Raw genomic sequence first — 16,882 nt, forward strand, 5'->3', positions numbered from 1 at the left:
CCATTGGTGGAACTAGAATGAGGGACGGGGAATGATGACAAAGAGCTGGTTCATACGGAGTGCGTTGGCGATGGGGGTTGCGGCGGTACTGTCCGCCTGTGGTGGTGGGGGAAGCAGCAATCCGCCGGCCAGTGATACCGGGGGCTCAGGGATGAAAATGTCCGGGGCTGCGGTGAAAGGGCCGCTGGCCAATGCGCCTGTCATGGCCTATCGAATTGATGTGGCCGTGGGAAATTTACAGGGCGCCAGCGTCGGCGAAACGCGCACCAGTCAGCAGGCGGCCATCGACGGTTTGACACTGAAACCAGTGGAGGCTCCTTTTCTTCTGGTGATCACCGTTGACGGCGAAACCACGGACCTGTCCACCGATGACGGCAGTGCCGCCATGCAGACACTGAAAACAATAGTGACTCAATCGCAATTAAGCGGAAATCAGCCGGTTTATGCCACACCGATGACTACCATGGTGGTTGAGCTTCTGAGCGAGAAAGAGCTCACTACGGAAAACTTCGATAGCGAACTGGTTGCCGCTCAGGCGCAAGTCGCCACGGCGCTGGGATTTGGTATCGACCCTACTCTGAATCTGTTTGAAACACCCCCTCTTTATGTATCGGGTATGGAGGAAGCGGATTATTCCTCTGTCGTGAAATACCGCATGGCGAATGAGGCCTTGGTCGCGGTTGCCACGGGAATTGGAAGTAGAACAAGTACGCCGGCGTCCTCCGATGCGGTCATCGCCATGTTGGCGGAGGACGTCAGTGATGGTGTTGCGGATGGGGAGGCGGATGGTGTCGCCATCTCCGGGTTTTCCGGTACCAACGTGGTGGATGATCTGAGCCAGGACCTGAGCATGGTTAAGGTGCCGGGTACCGATACTTTTATCAGTGACCTGGAAGATTTGCTGGCATCAGAAACAGAACAAACCGGAGTAGAGGTGAATCCTCCCGAGGATCTGGATGAAACCGTGGAAAACCCGGATCTGGAAGTGGATAGCGATCTGGATGGCCACCTTGACAGCGCGGACAACTGTCCTTCCGTCGCCAATCCGGACCAGGCGGATGAGGATGCAGATGGTACAGGCGATGCCTGTGACCAGGACAGGGACAACGATGAAATCCTGGACCATGAAGACAACTGCCCGGAAACGCCGAATTTCAACCAGGAAGATGGCGATAACGATGGTATCGGAAATGCCTGTGACCTGGACGCCGACAACGATGGCATTGTGGACGCCGAAGATAATTGCCCGGCAATCCCCAATGCCAGTCAGTTGGACACCGACAGCGATGGCCAGGGTGATGTGTGTGATAGCGACGATGATGGGGACGGTGTTGCCGACACCTCAGACAACTGCCGCCTGACCCCCAATGCCAGTCAGATCGACGACAACAGCAATGGCACGGGGGATGCCTGTGAGCAGGATACCGATGAGGACGGCGTGATCGATGACCTGGATAACGCGCCCAATGACCCGAACCCGGGCCAGGAAGATTTTGACAATGATGGCGTAGGGGATGTGGCCGATGACGACATCGATGGTGACGGCCTGGCCAACGCTCAGGATCCGAACGATTTTGACCCTGATTCGGATGATGACGGGATTGAGGATGGTATTGATCCGGCTCCTTCCAATAGCACCACCACGCTGAACCTGACAATTACCGAGACACTGTCAGCCTATACACCAGGTGAAGAGCTGACTTACTACCACGACCCGGAAAATGACCCCACCAACCGGGCCATTATGCAGTGCCATATTGATGGTCAGATTGGTGATTCCGAGAGCTTTGGTGAAACATGGCGCCTTTATGCTGACAGTGGAAATTTCACTATCGATGGTGAAAGCGCAGGGAGCTACGACAAGGCTGATCGTTCTATTTCCACCAGCGGCGCGGACCCCAAGGAAGTGATTTACCAAGGGTGCAATGGTGTTGGCGACTGCGTTACCCAGTGGGCCGAAGTGGAGTTTGACTGGAATGCAACCTATAACCCAGGCGAATCCCCCAAGATCACAGGCTCGATTGATGTCACCGAAACCTGGACGTGGGATCTCAACAGCGAAGAAAGTGTTTGCCATTACACCCTGAACTTTACGGCAGACTAAGGAAGCCAATAACCCACCGTCATCCCGGGCTCGCCCCGGGATCTCACGCCGTTGGCAGAGTGTTTGGAACGTCTGCGATGGTTTAAGAGAGGCTCCGGGGCAAGCCTGGAGTGACGAAGGGAAGTGTTAACGCAATAACGCCGCCAGAATCCGGCTGATCAGTTCCCCCTGCCGGGAGCAGCCGGTTCTCTGGAAGATATGTTTGATCTGTGTGCGTACGGTGGAGACCCCGCGGCCCAGTTGCCTGGCGATGGTCTGCACGTCCTTTTCGGCAAAGTTGAAGCGTTCGTCGCGGATGCTAAGGCAGCGCTCTCGGTTGATCAAAGCGCGGGCGGCCTTGTTGGAGTACAGTACGGTGGCCAGGCTGTCGAGTACAAAGGTGGCATCGGGGAGAACATCAATGACCGCTGACAGGGATGACGCTGCCTTGCTGCGGGTTTCCAGTTGCCGATATAGCTGCACTGTGTGGCGGATATGAGGAACCAGCCGGTTCAGGGCTCTCAGTTCCGCCTGCTGATAAGGTCCCTGGCTCACTGTGCGCTGAATGGTCAGGACAAAGGTGTGGGTGCGGGTGCTGTAAACCACCAGCCAGGCGGAGTCCAGCATGTCTTGCTCGTTCTCCCATTTGGAGTAATCCGCGTCGGGTTGAAAATCCGGCAGCAGCGGCAGGGCTGACTGGAAGAGCCCTGGTGCCTGTTTGATTGCCTGATTGCTCACCACATCCTGGGCGATCATGTTGTTTTCCAGATACCAGTCAAGGAACTCTTCCGACAGGCCGTGATACCAAAGATGTTCCATGCGCGGGGGCTGACGGTGAATCACCAATAGCTGGGCGGCACAGCCGTTGATGGCGCCAGTCAGTTTTTCCAGAAAGGCGTGAAAGCCTTCCTGGTGAGTCAGAGAGCGGTACAGTGTTTGAAGCAGATCAGGCTCATTCTGTAGTACTGGTGCCATGGTTTTCCTGGTTGTTATTGGGACATCCCCTACACAAATTCAGCTCTGTCATCCCGGGTCCGGTTCGCGATGACAGTGCGCGGGATGACATTGTCTTGTTTTCTGGTTGGTGTGTATTTTTATCCCAGCGCCCGCACCAGCATGGCCACCAACTCGGTCTGTTTACGATAGCCGTTTTTGGCCAGCAGGTTCTTGATATGCTGGCGGGCGGTGTGGACGGATATTTGTTTTTCTTCGGCGATGGCGCCGGCGCCCTGGCCCTGGATCAATGCCGCCGCCACGGCGGCTTCCGCCGGGGTGCATTGAAACAGCGTTTGCATTCGTTGCAGATCGGGCACCAGCTCTGTATCGAAACTGAACAACTCCGCGAGAACACCGTTGTTCTCGACACTTTCCGCGACCAGTGGGGTCAGGCAGATGGCAAGCCGCTCGGGCCCATTGCGAATAAACAGGGTGCGGGTATCCAGATGGCCTTTGTGGGAATGCACAATGCTGGTACTGATGGCGTCGTGCAGTTTGCGACTCAGACGTTTGTCACTGCTGTGCAGACGCTGGTCGTCACCAATGAAAAGATTGCCGGTATGGGTCAGCAGGTTTCGGGCGGCGTCATTGGCCTGGGCAATGCTGCCCAGCGCATTGAACACCATCAGAGGTTTGTTCACATGGTTGAGCGCCATGGCCAGGTTTTCGTTGTCGCTGTTTGATTGGTACAGCTTCAGGTGCAGGGCAACGGCATTTTCGATATGCGGGGCCAGCAGGTTCATCTGCAGGAGTTCGCCATCGGTATAAGGCCCGAAATCCTGGTGGCGGTTGGCCATGAAAACCACATTGGTGTCGTTTTCCCGCGTTACCAGCATGCCGGCGCTGTCCCCCATGCCAACGGCTTCCGCCCAGGCGCGGCTTTCAGGGCCGAGGATTTCGAGGATGGTGCGGCTGTCATCGCCGCGCAAAAAGGAGTCGAATTGTCGCGGTGGCAATTGTATGTAACGGGTCAGAGCCTCGTCTTTTTCCGGAAGGTCGCTGCTGATATACCACTCCTCGAATCCTTCCGGGTAGCCGAAGGTCCAGCCGTACACCATGCGCTGGGGATTGGAGGTAACCCCGAGAATTCCGCCCTGCAAGGCTTTGAAATGTTGTTGAAAGGCATTGAAGAAGGATTGAAAGCCGGTGTTGTCATGCAAACCGCTGTACAGGGTGGCGACCAGCTGGTTGTACGCCTGAAGCGTTTGTCCGTCCAGAGAAGGGAAAGGCAGGCTGGTGTCCCGGTCAGTTCCGGGCATCGTCGTCACGTGTTGCGTATCCACTGTATTGGCTCCTGGCTAGCCGATCCGCACGACTCCGGATAACAGAGTGCGAATCACATCCTGCTGCTTGTTAACACCCATTTTCAGGTAAATACTTTTCAGCTGGCTGCGAATGGTTTCCAAACTGACGCCATGCTGTTCACTGATCTGCATGGTGGACAGGCCGTTGACCAGCCCCATGGCGACACTGGCCTCGGTGGGGGTCATGTCATACAGGGAGCGCAATGCCTCGGCCGGCAGATGGAAGGAAGTGTCCGGATCGCACAGGTACAATGCTACGCCGCCGGTGGTTTGAACGGTGCCGGTCATGGCGCCCGCCAGCGGTGCGAGCATCAGATTCAGGGCATGTTTCCGGTCAGGATGGTTGAGACCAATGGCCTGATCATGAGTGCTGATATCTTGCCGGTCGGCTGTGGCCAGCTGCGCCAGTAACGTCCGCAGACGTTGATTTTCTTGCGGGTAATGCGCCTGTAGCCGGCGATCGCCGTTGATGCTCAACGCCTGGTGCCGCGAGAGGATGGCTTCGGCAACGGGGTTGCAGTAAATGGCATTGCCGTCCGGGTCAACAATGATGAGACCGGTCATGAAACGCCCGAGAGCGGATTCGAGTGTCTGCTGGCGGTTGCGCAGTCGATGAAACTCCTTATGAATGCGCAGCGCTCGTTTGAAATGCGGGTAGAGCCGTTGCAGGGTCAGACAGTCGTCATCGGAAAAGGGTGCCGCCTGGAAAGAGCGGTGCAAGCCGATGCCGACGTGCCATTCTTCGTCGTTATAGACATTCATGGCAGCCAGAAAGCCGATGTCATAGGGCTTGAGGATCAACCGGTAATAGAAGGGATGCTCAGTGCGGATGTCCTCCGCCCGAAGCAATTGGCGGGCTTTGCCCAGTGGCTCCCGGCGTTGCAGCTGGAACGTGTGATCGTATTTGGACATGCCAAACCGGTAGGCCGCCCTGACCGGTTTGGGTAACCCGTGGGCGCCGATCATACCCCGGATGCGGCCTTCGTGATCGTCCAGGAAGATGGCGCCGGAACGTGCCTTGAGGAGCTTGCACAGGCCAGCCGCCACATCATCCCAGTGCCCCGGGTTATAAGAGGCTTCATAGATTTCCCCGACGAAATCCAGCAACGCGTCCATCTGTCGGTTTTCCCCGTTATGCCCGCTTCGGTCGCCAAACGGGCGATATTGTTGGTCTGTCCCGATCGCGACCTTTCTTATCCGCGCGAATGGATTCAGGGGAAATATAGGTGACCGGGCTTTAAATGTGAATGACGTCACATGATCAGGGGCCAAGAATGGATGAGCGGAGTCGGAAGAGTTCGAAGAGCGTGCATTATCATTATTTGTGATGATACCTTTGAAGAATATTGGAAATAGGGATTTCGCCATGCTGATTCGATCTCTGGAAATCTTTCAGGCCGTGGTGGACAGCGGCAGTTTCAGTGCCGCCGCCGAGCGCCTGCACACGGTGCAGTCCAATGTCACCGCCCATATCAAGAAGCTGGAAAGCGAATTGGGCGTGCGCGTGTTGGAGCGCCGCAATCCGGTGGCGCTCACTTCCGCGGGGCATCAGCTGCTGGGATACGCTCGCCGCATCGGCGATTTGCACAGTGAGGCGCTCAACCATTTCAAGGGCGGTGGCGAACCCACAGGGGAATTGCGCCTGGGCAGCATGGAAACCACCGCCGCCGTGCATTTGCCGCGGGTGCTGCCCGCGTTCAGTCGGCGCTGGCCGGCGGTATCGCTGAATCTGCGCACCAGCCCTTCCGCCTGCTTGCTGGATGAACTTCGCGAAGGGCGACTGGATGCCGCGTTCGTGATTGCCGGTAACGTCGGCGATGGCCTGGCCATGAGGCCGGTGTTCCGTGAGCGGCTGGTACTGGTGAGTGGCCGGCCGCTCGAGAGCGTGCCGTGTGCGGCGGAGTTGTCTCGCACGTCCTTTTTATCCTTCCGTCAGGGCTGTGGTTACCGGCAGACGGTGTCGGTGCTGCTGGCGGAGCAGGGCGCGCCCCCGGCGCCGGTCCATGAACTGGGCAGCCTGGATGCCATTCTCGGCTGTGTCAGCGCGGGGATGGGGCTGGCGGTTTTGCCGGAATCCACGGTGCGCCAGTACCGTCATCGCTATCCGCTGCACACGGTGGCCTTGCCGGAAGCGCTGTCGGCGGTCACCACCGCCATCGCCACGGCAGGGGAGGAGACCTGGAGTCAGCCGCTGCGTGCCTTCATGGAGGGGCCATGGCTGCCGGACCTGAATGAACCGTCGCGGCCGGCGTTGGCGTCGGTGTAACCAATGGTCATACAAAATAGTCGGTTCTGACGAATACCCGCCGTCTTCTCCCAGGCAACATCAAGGGTCGACGCCTGCCGGGCGACATCCCAAAAACAACAATGCTAGGAGAGGTTCATGAACACGGAAGCCCGTCCGCGCCATCCGGGGCTGCACGCACAGGAAAAACCCGATCACCCCGCCGTGATTCTGGCGGATACTGGTGACACCATGAGCTACGCGGAACTGGACGCCTTCGCCAACCGCTTGGCCCGGGTGCTGCAGAACGAAGGGCTGGATTACGGTGATCATATTGCCTGTTTACTGGAAAACCGCCTGGAGTGCCCGGCGGTCCAGTGGGGTGGCCATTACGCCGGTTTGTATTACACCTTCGTCAGCACCCGGCTGAAACCGGAAGAGGTGCTCTACATTCTCGAGGATTGCGAGGCCCGGGTGGTGATCCTCAGTGCGCAAACCGCCACCCCGGAACTGGTTGAGGCCATCGGTGAGCTGCCGTTGGCACCGAGGATATTCATGCTGGATGAGCCGCTACCGGGCTGTGAGTCCCTGGAACAGGCCATGGAAGCGCAATCTCCGGAGGCGCTGCCCGGCGCCCGGGAAGGCAGCGACATGCTCTATTCTTCCGGCACCACCGGCCGCCCCAAGGGGGTGAAACCGGAAATCAGCGGCCTGCCGGTGGGCAGCACCGAAACCCTTGCGGGGTTAATTGAACTGGCGTTCGGCGGCAATGGTGACATGGTCTACCTGTCTCCGGCGCCGTATTACCACGCCGCGCCGCTGAAATGGACCCGCGGCGTGCTGGTGCTCGGCGGCACCGCGGTGATCATGGAGAAGTTCGATCCTGAGCGGGCACTGGAAAACATCCAGAAGTACAAGGTCACCCATAGCCAGTGGGTGCCGACCATGTTCCACCGCATGCTGCACCTGCCCGAGGAAGTGCGTAATCGCTATGATGTTTCCAGCCTGAAAATGGCGGTGCACGCGGCGGCGCCCTGTCCGGTGACCACCAAGCAGGCGATGATCGACTGGTGGGGCCCGGTGATTTATGAGTACTACGGCAGCACCGAGGGCGCCGGTCTGACCATGACCAACAGCGAGGACTGGAAGAAACACACCGGCACCGTGGGCAAGGCGATCTACGGCACCCTGCATATCGTCGACGAGGAAACCGGTCAGGAGCAGCCTATTGGCGAGGAAGGCGCCATCTACTTCTCCGGGGGCCATCCGTTCGAATACCACAAGGATCCCTCCAAAACCGCCGAGGCGCACAATGACAAGGGCTGGGCCTGTGTCGGTGATATCGGCTGGCTGGATGAGGATGGTTACCTGTACCTCACCGACCGTAAGAGCAACATGATCATTTCCGGTGGCGTGAATATCTATCCGCAGGAAGTGGAAAACACCCTGATGGGACATCGTGCCGTATTTGACGTGGCGGTCATCGGTATCCCTAATGAGGAGATGGGGGAATCCGTGCATGCCATTGTTCAGTCCCGCGAGGACAGGCCGGGCACCGAGCAACTGGCCACGGAACTGCTGAGTTTCTGCCGCGAGAAGCTGTCGTCGATCAAGTGTCCACGGACGCTGGAATTCCGCGATACATTGCCGCGCGAGCCCAACGGCAAGCTGCTCAAGCGGCTGCTCAGGGATGAGTATCGGGAAGGAAAAAAAGCGGAGGGGTTCTTCCGTCTTTAGGCGAAACGTGCTGGGTTGGCGCTATTCGCGAGCAAGCGGAGTGCCGCCCTGCTCGCATCCCACAAAAGAAGGCTGCGAGAGTCGCCGTGGGAAGCTGGCTTGCCAGCGAATCGACGCGCAGGCGCGCCCGCGTATAGCGGGCACGCCCACAACAACGATTAGTGGTCGTGGCCGTCCGGCCCATGCACGTGGCCGTGCTGCTGCTCTTCTTCGCTGGATTCACGGATGTCGGTGATTTCCACGGCGAAGTTCAGGGTTTCCCCGGCCAGCGGATGGTTGCCGTCGATGGTGACCTGATCGCCATTCACCTCGGTGATGGTGAAGATGCGCGGGCCGGCTTCCGTTTGTGCCTGGAATTGCATGCCCGGCTGCAGCTCATCGCCGGCACCTTCAAAGGCGGAGGCCGGAACCTGTTGAATCAGGCCGTCGTGACGCTCGCCGTAGCCTTCTTCCGGGGCCACGGTCACGTCCAGTTTGTCGCCCACTTCCTTGCCCACCAACGCCTTTTCCAGACCGGGGATGATGTTGCCGTGACCGTGCAAATAGGTCAGCGGCTCCTGCCGTTGGTGGGAGGAGTCGATGGTCTGACCGGCGTTGTTGGTCAGGGTGTAGTGGAACGCCACCACCTTGTTGTCTGCAATTTGCATGGGTGCCCTTTTCGGGTTGATGAATTTTGGGCGGGAACCGCTCCCGCGCCCACATACCGGCATGGTAACAGGGCAGCGACGGCCGTGACCAATCGCCGCCTGGCTGCGAGCCGGCCGGCGGGGCGTTATAATAGCCCCGCTTGTCGCGCCCCCGGTCTTTGCCGTTGGCGCTTCTTCCCCTGGGGGCCGAGCGGGTCCGATACACTTTGAAAGGGTTTTCGCCGTTTCTTTACGGAGCCGTTCCGGCATCATGGGGACCGGATATGGAGATTGCCCGACCATGAAAACCCTGCCGCAGCTTTTTACCAACAACGAACAGTGGCGCCACCAGATCGAGGAAGAGCATCCCGGCTTCTTCCGTACCCTGGTGGGCCAGCAAAACCCGGAATTCCTGTGGATCGGCTGTGCCGATTCCCGTGTCCCCGCCAATGAAATCGTCGGGCTGATGCCCGGTGAGCTGTTCGTGCACCGCAATGTGGCCAATCTGGTGCATCACACAGACTTCAACCTGCTTTCGGTGCTGCAGTTCGCTGTCGAAGTGCTCAAGGTCAAGCATGTCATGGTGGTGGGCCATTACGGTTGTGGTGGCGTGCGCGCCGCCATGGAGGATCAGCCTCACGGGCTGATCGACAACTGGATCCGTCAGGTGCGGGAGCTGTATTTGCGCCACCGCAAGCAGCTGGTGGATCTGGACCCCACCGCCCGCCTCGATCGCATGTGCGAGTTGAACGTGGCTCGCCAGGTAATGAACGTGTCCAATACCACGGTGGTGCAGGAAGCCTGGCGCCGAGAGCAGCCTTTGACCATCCACGGCTGGATTTACGGTATCGGTGACGGCCGCCTCGGCGATCTGGGGATCGAGGTGGACAACAACGCCCGCCTGCGTGAATTGGAAAGCCAGGAATTCGGGGCATAGGACATCGTGGCCCCTTGCGGGGCCACGATCCTTCTTAATGGTGATGGGTGTGACCGGTCTCCTCCGCCTGTTGCAGCAAAGTCCGCCATTCCTCCTGGCTCAGTTCCGGCAGGACGCTGAGCAAAGCGACCTGGTCCCACAGGGCCTCGTCATCATGACTTCGTCCCCAGGCCGGCATGCCGCTCATTTTGAGGCCGTGTTTGATCACCCAGAACGCACCACCGGGATCGTGAATGCCGTGCCGGGTGAAATCCGGCGGTGTCGGATAAAGCCCTTCGCGCAGCGCGCTGCCGTCCTGACCGGGTGTCAGGTGACAGCCGCTGCACATGTCGTCATAGGAAGGCGCCGCCCGCATCAACCGCTCCCGGGACGACAGGTCGTCCGGGACCGTGATGTCGGCACCGCGCCGTTCCACCGCCTGATGGCGGGCGACTGAAATCACCTTTTCCGTGAGCGGCCAATGGGGCTGGTCCGCGGCGAAGTTATAGAACCCGCCGAAGACCACCAGGGCCACCGTGAAGGAGACAATGGCAATGGCCGCAAGGAGCGTATAAAGAACCGTTTTCATGGCGCCTCCTTGAATCAGTACCAGACCCGGATACCGGCCACCAGCATGGTGTCACTGGCGTCCTCGCCGTGGTCACGGGCGAAGTCGGCGGTGTCGCCGAATTTCTTCTCCCAATGCACGCCGATGTAAGGGGCGAATTCGCGGCGGATTTCGTAGCGCAACCGCAATCCCGCTTCCACCGTGGCGAGTCCCTTGCCGATACCGAGGTCACGGTCTTCCTTGCCGTACAGGCTGGCTTCCACTTCCGGGGTCAGAATCAGCTGCTGCGTGAACAGCAACTCGTACTCCGCTTCCAGGCGCAGTTCGCTATGGCCGGATTCGCCCAGGAACAGGTTGGCTTCGGTCTCGAAGAAGTAGGGCGCAACCCCCATCACCCCGACACTGACCCAGTCCCGGTTGGGATCGTCCGGTTGCCAGTCCCGGCGTACACCCAGTTGCCAGTCCCAGTAAGGGGCGAAGGCGCGGCTCCAGGCCAGCCGGGTTTCCAGGCTTTCGGTTTCGCCGCCCCGGTCCATCAGCCGTTCGCCTTCGGTGGCGAAATACAGCTTGTTGATGTCACCGCCGTACCAGGCGTTGGCGGACCAGGCCGCCACGGTGCCGTCGTCGGCGTCGCGGGCTTCCAACTGATCCACCAGGATTTGGCCGAAGCGGGCGGGAACGCCCTCCATGGCCTGCGCGGAGGTGGTGACGAAGAGTGCGAGCAGTGCGGTGAGGGCGCCGCGGGTGATTGTCAGTGATTTCATGAGTGGCCCTCCTGGTGCTGGTGATGCGATTGTGGTCGCGGTATCACTCGAACCTCCCGGAACATGCCTGCTTCCATGTGATAGAGCAGGTGGCAATGGTAGGCCCAGCGTCCCAGGGCATCGGCACGAACCAGGTAGCTGAGCTTTTCTCCAGGTTTCACCAGCAGGGTGTGTTTGCGCAGCAGACGCCCATCGCCCAGTTCCAGATCGCTCCACAGACCGTGCAGATGGATCGGGTGGTGCATCATGGTGTCGTTTACCAGCGTCAGGCGTACCCGTTCGTTGTGATACAACTCGAGCGGCTTGGCGTCGGCGAACGGGATGCCGTTGAAGCTCCACATGTAGCGTTCCATGTTGCCGGTGAGATGCAGCACGATTTCCCGTTCCGGCTGCGCGCTGTCGGGCAGGCCGTGGGCGTATTCCAGGTCGGCGTAGGTCAGTACTTTCCAGTCCCGGTCGCGTAGCCCGATGCCGGGATCGTCCAGCATCGGTACCGGCGACATGGCGCGCATGTCCACGCCAGGGCCGTATTCGCTGTCGGCGTGTTCCGTGGCGCTTTGTCGTGGTGGCAAATCCGGGTTGTTCGCCGAGACCGCGAAGGGCACGGTGGCGGTGCTGTCGGTGGAGGAACCGTGCCCGCCATGCCCCATGGCGGCATGGTCCATGTCTCCCCCGGCATCGTGGTTCATGCCTTCATGGTTCATGTTTCCATGGTTCATAGAGGAATGGTCCATAGAGGAAGGGGACATGGCGGAGTGGTCCATGCCGGTCATGCTCCCGCCGTCGTGCCCCATGGCTCCATGGTCCATGGCGCCCATGCCCATTTCCCGGTGCCCGAGCAGCGGCACCGGGTCCAGCTCCGGCACTTCGGCATGGAGAGAGGGATCCGGCGTCAGGGTGCCGCGGGCGTAGCCGGACCGGTCGATGGTTTGTGCGAACAGGGTGTAGGCGCGGTGATCCTTGGGCTCGACGATCACGTCCAGGGTTTCCGCCACGCCCAGGCGGCACTCATGGAAGCGCACCGGCTTCACCGGTTGGCCGTCCATGGCCACCACGGTCATGTCCAGGCCGGGGATGCGCAAGTCGAAGATGGTCATGGCGCTGGCGTTGATGAAACGCAGCTTGATGCGCTCGCCGGGTTCGAAGCGGGCCTGCCAGTTGGCGGCCGGGGTATGGCCGTTGACCAGGAAGCTGTAGGTGTAACCGGTCACATCCGCCAGATCGGTCTCGCTCATGCGCATCCGGTTCCACATGTGGCGATCCTTGAGCGTCCGCACCACGCCTTTCTCACGGAAATCCGTCAGCGTGTCGAACAGCGTCCGTTCGCTGAAATTGTAGTAGTGGCTGAGTTTTTTCAGCGTGGCATAGATGCGCTTGGGATCCTGGTCACTCCAGTCGGAAAGCACCACCGCGTAATCGCGATCCACCGTATGCGGGTCCGGTTCCGCCGGATCAATAATCAGGCCGCCGTACAGGCCGGTCTGCTCCTGAAAACCGGAATGGCTGTGATACCAGTAGGTTCCGCTCTGCCGCAGCGGAAACTGATAGGTGAAGGTTTCGCCCGGGCCGATGCCGTCGAAAGACAACCCCGGCACGCCGTCCATCTGGAACGGCAGCAGCAGGCCGTGCCAGTGGATCGAAGTGGTTTCCGGCAGATGGTTTGTCACTCTCAGGGTCACCGTCTCACCTTCACGCCAACGCAGGGTTGGCGCCGGCAGGCTGCCGTTGACCAGGGTGGCGGGCCGGTTGCGGCCGGTCAGGTTCACATCGGCGGCACCGATGTTCAGTTGGAATTGGTTACCGCGCAGCTCCGGCGCGCCGGTCTGGCCCTGGCGGGCGAACAATTGTGCCGGGGTGAGCCCGAGCCCCAGAGCGGTGCCGCCCAGAGCCAGCCCCTGCACGAAGCGACGGCGGGGCAGGGAAAAAGACGTCGTCATGGACGTTCTCCTCAATACAAAACAAAAGACGCCACCCGTCTGCGGGGGCGCGTGTTTCGATGGGAAAAACGGTCTAGACGGAGGGTGGGCGCCACGGTGGCGTGGGGAAACCGGCGAACCGCTGGCCGGGAGAGGCAAGGCGGTCCGAGGCTGGCCGTTGAGGCGCGCGGACTGAACTGGCCTCGGTGGTCAAGGCGCCGCCCTGGCAGGCCTGAAGACAGGTGCAGCCTTCCGTGTCGCCGGCGTGATGGGGGCAGGGATGATGCTCCCGCCCCTCGCTGCTGGCGCAAGAATGATCGCCGCCATGGTGAGAAGCCATGGCGGCGATCGGGCTCAACAGGGCCCAGGTCATCAATACTCCGGCGAGCAGCGTCGCCACGGGCCGGAGGGCGGCGGAAACGGGAATCATGGTTCGCTTATACAACCCGGGGGCTACCCCGGGGTCAAGCCCTTTTCAGGCCGGTGCCGGAACCGTCTCGTCGTTCCGGGGCAGGTCCTGGGCGGTGTGGTTCTCCGTCTGTGACGGGGGCGCCACCTGAAAGCGGGATACTTGCCGGCGCAGTTGTTGGCTCTGGTCCGCCAGGCGTTGGGCGGCGGAGAAGCTTTCCTGGACCAGCCGGGCGTTCTGTTGGGTCATCATGTCCATTTGCGTGATCGCTTCGTTGGCCTGACCAATGCCCCGGCTCTGCTCATTGGACGCGGTGGCGATGTCGCTGACCAAAGTGCTGAGACGGCCGATATCCGACACCATGCCGGTGATGATCTCGCCAGTGCCGCGCACCTGCTGGCTGCCGGTGGCGACCAGGGTGCCGGCGCTTTCGATCAGGGCCTTGATCTCGCCGGCGGCCTCGGCGCTGCGGCTGGCCAGATTGCGCACTTCTTCCGCCACCACCGCGAACCCGCGGCCCTGCTCGCCGGCGCGGGCGGCTTCCACGGAAGCGTTGAGAGCCAGAATATTGGTCTGGAACGCGATCTCGTCGATGGCGTCGACGATGGCGCTCATCTGTTCAGCGCTGTCATGGATACTGCCCATGGTTTTAATCACCGCCTCCATGGCGTCATTGCCGCGGCGGGCGTCGCCGGCGGTATTGTTGGCCAGGTGCCGGGCCTGCTCGGCGTGGTCCGCGTTCTGCTGCACGGTGGTGGTGAGTTGTTCCATGCTGGCGGCGGTTTCTGTGAGCGAGGCGGCTTGCTGCTCGGTGCGGGTGGCCAGTTCGTCGTTGCCGGCCTTGATGTCCTCCACCGCGGTATTGACCACATCGGCGCTGCCATGGATGTTGCCCACCGTGGCGCCCAGGGACTGGCGCATCCGTTCGATGTCGAACAGCAGGCTGCCGGTGTCGCCGTCCTTCAAACGGGTGGATTGGCTCAGATCGCCTTCGCTGATGTAGCGCACCGCTTCGGCGGCGTAGCCCGGTTCGCCGCCAAGCCGGCGCAGCACGCCGCGAATGACGGCGCCCATCAGCAGTGTCAGCGGAATGCCCAGAGCCAGCAGGAACAGCAGCGACTGAGTGAGGCTGGCTTGGAAGGCGTCGTTGATGTCGTTGATATAGACGCCGGCGCCCAGGTACCAGTCCCAGCGCGGATAATGCACATGCAGGGACGACTTTTTCGCCAGGCCCTCCTGGCCCGGATGCACCCACAGGTAATCGACGAACCCGTCTCCGTTCTCCACCGCCTCCATGAACTCGCGGAACAGGTAGCGCCCTTCCTCGTTCTGGTAGTCCCACATGTTGGTGCCCTTGGCGAGACTGGGGTGGGTCAACATCCGGTGATTCTCATCGAAGGCGTACAGATAACCGCGCCCTTCGTCATAGGTGCTATCGCGAATCAGTTGCTCGGCACGCTGCCGGGCTTCGGTTTCGCTGATGACGCCGGAAGCGGCCAGCCGGGCCTGCCCATCGATGGCGTTGAGGGCCGAGTCCACGTACTGGGACAGCCCTGTCTTGCGCTCGGTCAGAATGGTCTGGCGGTTTTCCCAGGCGGTCCAGCCCGCCAGGAGCAGCATCGCCAGCCACAGTAACCCGAGCATGCCCCACAGTTGTCGGGTCATGGTCCACTGCTTCATATCTGAGCCTCTTTATTGTTGTCTTCAAGAGAGCTATCGGCAGAAGCGGCCGCGGGTTGATAGGTGCTAGCCGGTCAGAGCGGTACCGCGTGAAACGCGCTGACTGAGCAGCCAGCGCAGATCCTCGAAGCCGCGCCGCCATTCACCGATGCCGGAGGCACTGTTGATGTGACCCAGATCGCCGCCATTGCGAAACGCACAGCCCCAATCCCGGGCCAGACGGCGCGCCTCCTCCTGCGTCATCCAGGGATCGCTGGTGCTGGCCACCAAACGAGCGGGAACGGTCAGCGGGGCGGACAGGTGTCGTGGGATGGCCTCCGGCAGGGCTGGGGCCACCAATAATAGTCCGGCCACTTGCCGTGGCCGGGTCGTGCTCCAGTGGGCCGCGGCGACGCAGCCGAAACCGTGAGCAATAAGCACGAAGGGGGAGGGCAAAGCGGCGGCGGCCAGGTCGAGTCCATCGAGCCAGTAGGACAGCTCGGTATTCCGCCAGTCCGGTAACGAGAGACTGTGCAGCCAGGGCAGATGGGTTTGCCAGCGTTGTTGCCAATGATCCGGATCGCTGCCATGCAGTCCGGGCACCAACAGTCCATGGAAGGGGGCGCTATCGCGGGCGGACATCGTCAATGCTCCCAGTGATAAGGAGAGGGAGCGTCAGCATAGACAGAGGAGTTGTCGCTTTCTTTACCGGCGCGGGAAAGGAGGATGACAATGACCTTTGCCGGTGCCGCTGGTGGGCGGAGCCGCCTTCAAGGGAAGGCGCCCCGCCGCCAGGTGGGGCCGGTGAGGCCTTCCGCCGGTGGCGCCATGGCGCGCGCCTGCACGTGGCTGAGCCCATGCTGCAGAGCAAGGTCGGCGGTCAGGCCCAGTTGCAGGGTGAACGGTGTGCCGTGCCGCGCGGCGGCGGCGAGCACCCTGTCACGCTCGATCGCTGCCAGTTCGGGGGCCAGTTTCACCATGTCCGGGGCCAATGCCCGCCAAAGCGTGGTGCTCGGTGTCGAGGTCACGTTGTCCAGGGCGATGCGATAGCCGTGGCGGCGATAGCTCTCCACCGCCCCGCGAGGGTCTTCGGTGCCGGCGGGATCATGACGGATTTCCAGGATCACTTGTTCCGGCGCGAGACCGCATTGACGCAGAATCTGTTCGAAGGCGAGACCGTGATCCTGCCGCACGCTGGCCAGATGGCGCGGGTGGATATTCAGTGAGAGCAGGCCGCCGGGGTCCGGTTGCAGCAGGAAGTTCAGTGCGTGCACCGTGCGGCACAGACGATCCAGATAGACGATCTCGTCAGCGCTGGTGGGAATCATGAACAGTGCCTGCGGTGATAGCGGGCCGCCCTTGCCGTGTACCGACAGCAACGCCTCATGACCGTAAACCCCTTCCTGGCAGAGGGGCAGGATCGGTTGGAAGCGACTGCGCAGAACCAGGCCGGCGTAATCGGCTTCCACCGTATTGTCCCGCATGCGCAGGGTGTCTTTCGGGACAATGGCGGTGCCGTACTGACGGCGTTGTTCACGGTTGAAGTAGTCGACGAGGTCGTGCAAGGGCATGGTGGATCCCTCCATCAAGCGTCAATGGAGGCGCCAGGATAAAGAGAAATTTATTATGTTTAAAAAGAATAAATAAATAGAAATATATTACTTTTTGGTCTTTTGATTT

General features: G+C 60.7%; 15 protein-coding genes. 4 read left to right on the top strand and 11 right to left on the bottom strand.

Annotated features, from left to right (window positions below; translation table 11 throughout):
• Positions 1 to 31: 31 nt before the first annotated feature.
• Complete coding sequence (locus E0L37_RS01180; RefSeq protein WP_133489984.1) at positions 32 to 2,104, top strand: thrombospondin type 3 repeat-containing protein; 2,073 nt, start codon at positions 32 to 34, stop codon at positions 2,102 to 2,104.
• A gap of 126 nt (positions 2,105 to 2,230) precedes the next feature.
• Here E0L37_RS01180 and E0L37_RS01185 read toward each other — a convergent pair whose 3' ends face one another.
• The 3 genes from E0L37_RS01185 to E0L37_RS01195 all read right to left on the bottom strand — a co-directional run bounded on the left by E0L37_RS01185 (position 2,231) and on the right by E0L37_RS01195 (position 5,499).
• Positions 2,231 to 3,058 carry a hypothetical protein gene (locus E0L37_RS01185; RefSeq protein ID WP_133489985.1) on the bottom strand — a complete coding sequence of 276 codons (828 nt, stop codon included), beginning with the start codon at positions 3,056 to 3,058 and terminating at the stop codon, positions 2,231 to 2,233.
• Between the two features lie 119 nt (positions 3,059 to 3,177).
• Positions 3,178 to 4,362 (bottom strand): helix-turn-helix transcriptional regulator, encoded by a 1,185-nt coding sequence (locus E0L37_RS01190; RefSeq protein WP_133489986.1) that lies wholly within the window; start codon positions 4,360 to 4,362, stop codon positions 3,178 to 3,180.
• A 15-nt stretch (positions 4,363 to 4,377) separates the two neighbouring features.
• Positions 4,378 to 5,499, bottom strand: a complete 1,122-nt coding sequence (locus E0L37_RS01195; protein ID WP_133489987.1) for a LuxR C-terminal-related transcriptional regulator — start codon at positions 5,497 to 5,499, stop codon at positions 4,378 to 4,380.
• Between the two features lie 250 nt (positions 5,500 to 5,749).
• Here E0L37_RS01195 and E0L37_RS01200 point away from each other — a divergent pair, with 250 nt between their 5' ends.
• Positions 5,750 to 6,649 carry a LysR family transcriptional regulator gene (locus E0L37_RS01200; RefSeq protein WP_133489988.1) on the top strand — a complete coding sequence of 300 codons (900 nt, stop codon included), beginning with the start codon at positions 5,750 to 5,752 and terminating at the stop codon, positions 6,647 to 6,649.
• Between the two features lie 117 nt (positions 6,650 to 6,766).
• Entirely contained in the window at positions 6,767 to 8,344 is a 1,578-nt protein-coding gene (locus tag E0L37_RS01205) for an acyl-CoA synthetase (RefSeq protein WP_133489989.1), read from the top strand.
• A 158-nt stretch (positions 8,345 to 8,502) separates the two neighbouring features.
• Here E0L37_RS01205 and E0L37_RS01210 read toward each other — a convergent pair whose 3' ends face one another.
• The gene (locus E0L37_RS01210) at positions 8,503 to 8,991 is read right to left on the bottom strand and encodes a peptidylprolyl isomerase (RefSeq protein WP_022994832.1); all 489 of its coding nucleotides are present in this window, start codon (positions 8,989 to 8,991) and stop codon (positions 8,503 to 8,505) included.
• 280 nt (positions 8,992 to 9,271) lie between these two features.
• On the opposite strand from E0L37_RS01210, the gene can reads away from it, so the two are divergent.
• Positions 9,272 to 9,907 (top strand): carbonate dehydratase, encoded by a 636-nt coding sequence (gene can, locus E0L37_RS01215; protein ID WP_133489990.1) that lies wholly within the window; start codon positions 9,272 to 9,274, stop codon positions 9,905 to 9,907.
• Between the two features lie 34 nt (positions 9,908 to 9,941).
• Here the strand turns inward: can and E0L37_RS01220 are convergent, their stop codons facing one another.
• The 7 genes from E0L37_RS01220 to E0L37_RS01250 all read right to left on the bottom strand — a co-directional run bounded on the left by E0L37_RS01220 (position 9,942) and on the right by E0L37_RS01250 (position 16,773).
• The gene (locus E0L37_RS01220; protein WP_133489991.1) at positions 9,942 to 10,475 is read right to left on the bottom strand and encodes a cytochrome c; all 534 of its coding nucleotides are present in this window, start codon (positions 10,473 to 10,475) and stop codon (positions 9,942 to 9,944) included.
• A 14-nt stretch (positions 10,476 to 10,489) separates the two neighbouring features.
• A complete protein-coding gene (locus tag E0L37_RS01225; RefSeq protein WP_133489992.1) occupies positions 10,490 to 11,218 on the bottom strand; it encodes a copper resistance protein B in 729 nt (242 codons plus the stop codon).
• Positions 11,215 to 13,155: a copper resistance system multicopper oxidase gene (locus E0L37_RS01230; RefSeq protein ID WP_133489993.1), complete on the bottom strand. Its 1,941-nt coding sequence runs from the start codon at positions 13,153 to 13,155 to the stop codon at positions 11,215 to 11,217. The genes E0L37_RS01225 and E0L37_RS01230 overlap by 4 nt, the downstream gene beginning before the upstream one ends.
• Before the next feature lie 73 nt (positions 13,156 to 13,228).
• On the bottom strand, positions 13,229 to 13,564 hold the full coding sequence (locus E0L37_RS01235; protein ID WP_133489994.1) for a hypothetical protein: 336 nt from the start codon (positions 13,562 to 13,564) through the stop codon (positions 13,229 to 13,231).
• Positions 13,565 to 13,609: 45 nt separating this feature from the next.
• A complete protein-coding gene (locus E0L37_RS01240; protein WP_133489995.1) occupies positions 13,610 to 15,223 on the bottom strand; it encodes a methyl-accepting chemotaxis protein in 1,614 nt (537 codons plus the stop codon).
• A gap of 66 nt (positions 15,224 to 15,289) precedes the next feature.
• Positions 15,290 to 15,844, bottom strand: coding sequence for an alpha/beta hydrolase (locus E0L37_RS01245; RefSeq protein ID WP_133489996.1), 555 nt, complete (start codon positions 15,842 to 15,844; stop codon positions 15,290 to 15,292).
• A gap of 128 nt (positions 15,845 to 15,972) precedes the next feature.
• Positions 15,973 to 16,773, bottom strand: coding sequence for an EAL domain-containing protein (locus tag E0L37_RS01250; protein ID WP_166642975.1), 801 nt, complete (start codon positions 16,771 to 16,773; stop codon positions 15,973 to 15,975).
• Positions 16,774 to 16,882 lie beyond the last annotated feature (109 nt).

This window comes from Alcanivorax sp. 24 (assembly GCF_004360225.1).
GTDB lineage: Bacteria > Pseudomonadota > Gammaproteobacteria > Pseudomonadales > Alcanivoracaceae > Alloalcanivorax > Alloalcanivorax xiamenensis.

What these genes read in the sequence shown, in the direction of transcription:
- E0L37_RS01210 (WP_022994832.1), bottom strand. Translation starts at nt 8,991, where the DNA reads ATGCAAATTGCAGACAACAAGGTGGTGGCGTTCCACTACACCCTGACC.
- E0L37_RS01180 (WP_133489984.1), top strand. Translation starts at nt 32, where the DNA reads ATGATGACAAAGAGCTGGTTCATACGGAGTGCGTTGGCGATGGGGGTT.
- E0L37_RS01250 (WP_166642975.1), bottom strand. Translation starts at nt 16,773, where the DNA reads ATGCCCTTGCACGACCTCGTCGACTACTTCAACCGTGAACAACGCCGT.
- E0L37_RS01195 (WP_133489987.1), bottom strand. Translation starts at nt 5,499, where the DNA reads ATGGACGCGTTGCTGGATTTCGTCGGGGAAATCTATGAAGCCTCTTAT.
- E0L37_RS01200 (WP_133489988.1), top strand. Translation starts at nt 5,750, where the DNA reads ATGCTGATTCGATCTCTGGAAATCTTTCAGGCCGTGGTGGACAGCGGC.
- can (WP_133489990.1), top strand. Translation starts at nt 9,272, where the DNA reads ATGAAAACCCTGCCGCAGCTTTTTACCAACAACGAACAGTGGCGCCAC.
- E0L37_RS01230 (WP_133489993.1), bottom strand. Translation starts at nt 13,155, where the DNA reads ATGACGACGTCTTTTTCCCTGCCCCGCCGTCGCTTCGTGCAGGGGCTG.
- E0L37_RS01240 (WP_133489995.1), bottom strand. Translation starts at nt 15,223, where the DNA reads ATGAAGCAGTGGACCATGACCCGACAACTGTGGGGCATGCTCGGGTTA.
- E0L37_RS01225 (WP_133489992.1), bottom strand. Translation starts at nt 11,218, where the DNA reads ATGAAATCACTGACAATCACCCGCGGCGCCCTCACCGCACTGCTCGCA.
- E0L37_RS01235 (WP_133489994.1), bottom strand. Translation starts at nt 13,564, where the DNA reads ATGATTCCCGTTTCCGCCGCCCTCCGGCCCGTGGCGACGCTGCTCGCC.
- E0L37_RS01205 (WP_133489989.1), top strand. Translation starts at nt 6,767, where the DNA reads ATGAACACGGAAGCCCGTCCGCGCCATCCGGGGCTGCACGCACAGGAA.
- E0L37_RS01220 (WP_133489991.1), bottom strand. Translation starts at nt 10,475, where the DNA reads ATGAAAACGGTTCTTTATACGCTCCTTGCGGCCATTGCCATTGTCTCC.
- E0L37_RS01245 (WP_133489996.1), bottom strand. Translation starts at nt 15,844, where the DNA reads ATGTCCGCCCGCGATAGCGCCCCCTTCCATGGACTGTTGGTGCCCGGA.
- E0L37_RS01185 (WP_133489985.1), bottom strand. Translation starts at nt 3,058, where the DNA reads ATGGCACCAGTACTACAGAATGAGCCTGATCTGCTTCAAACACTGTAC.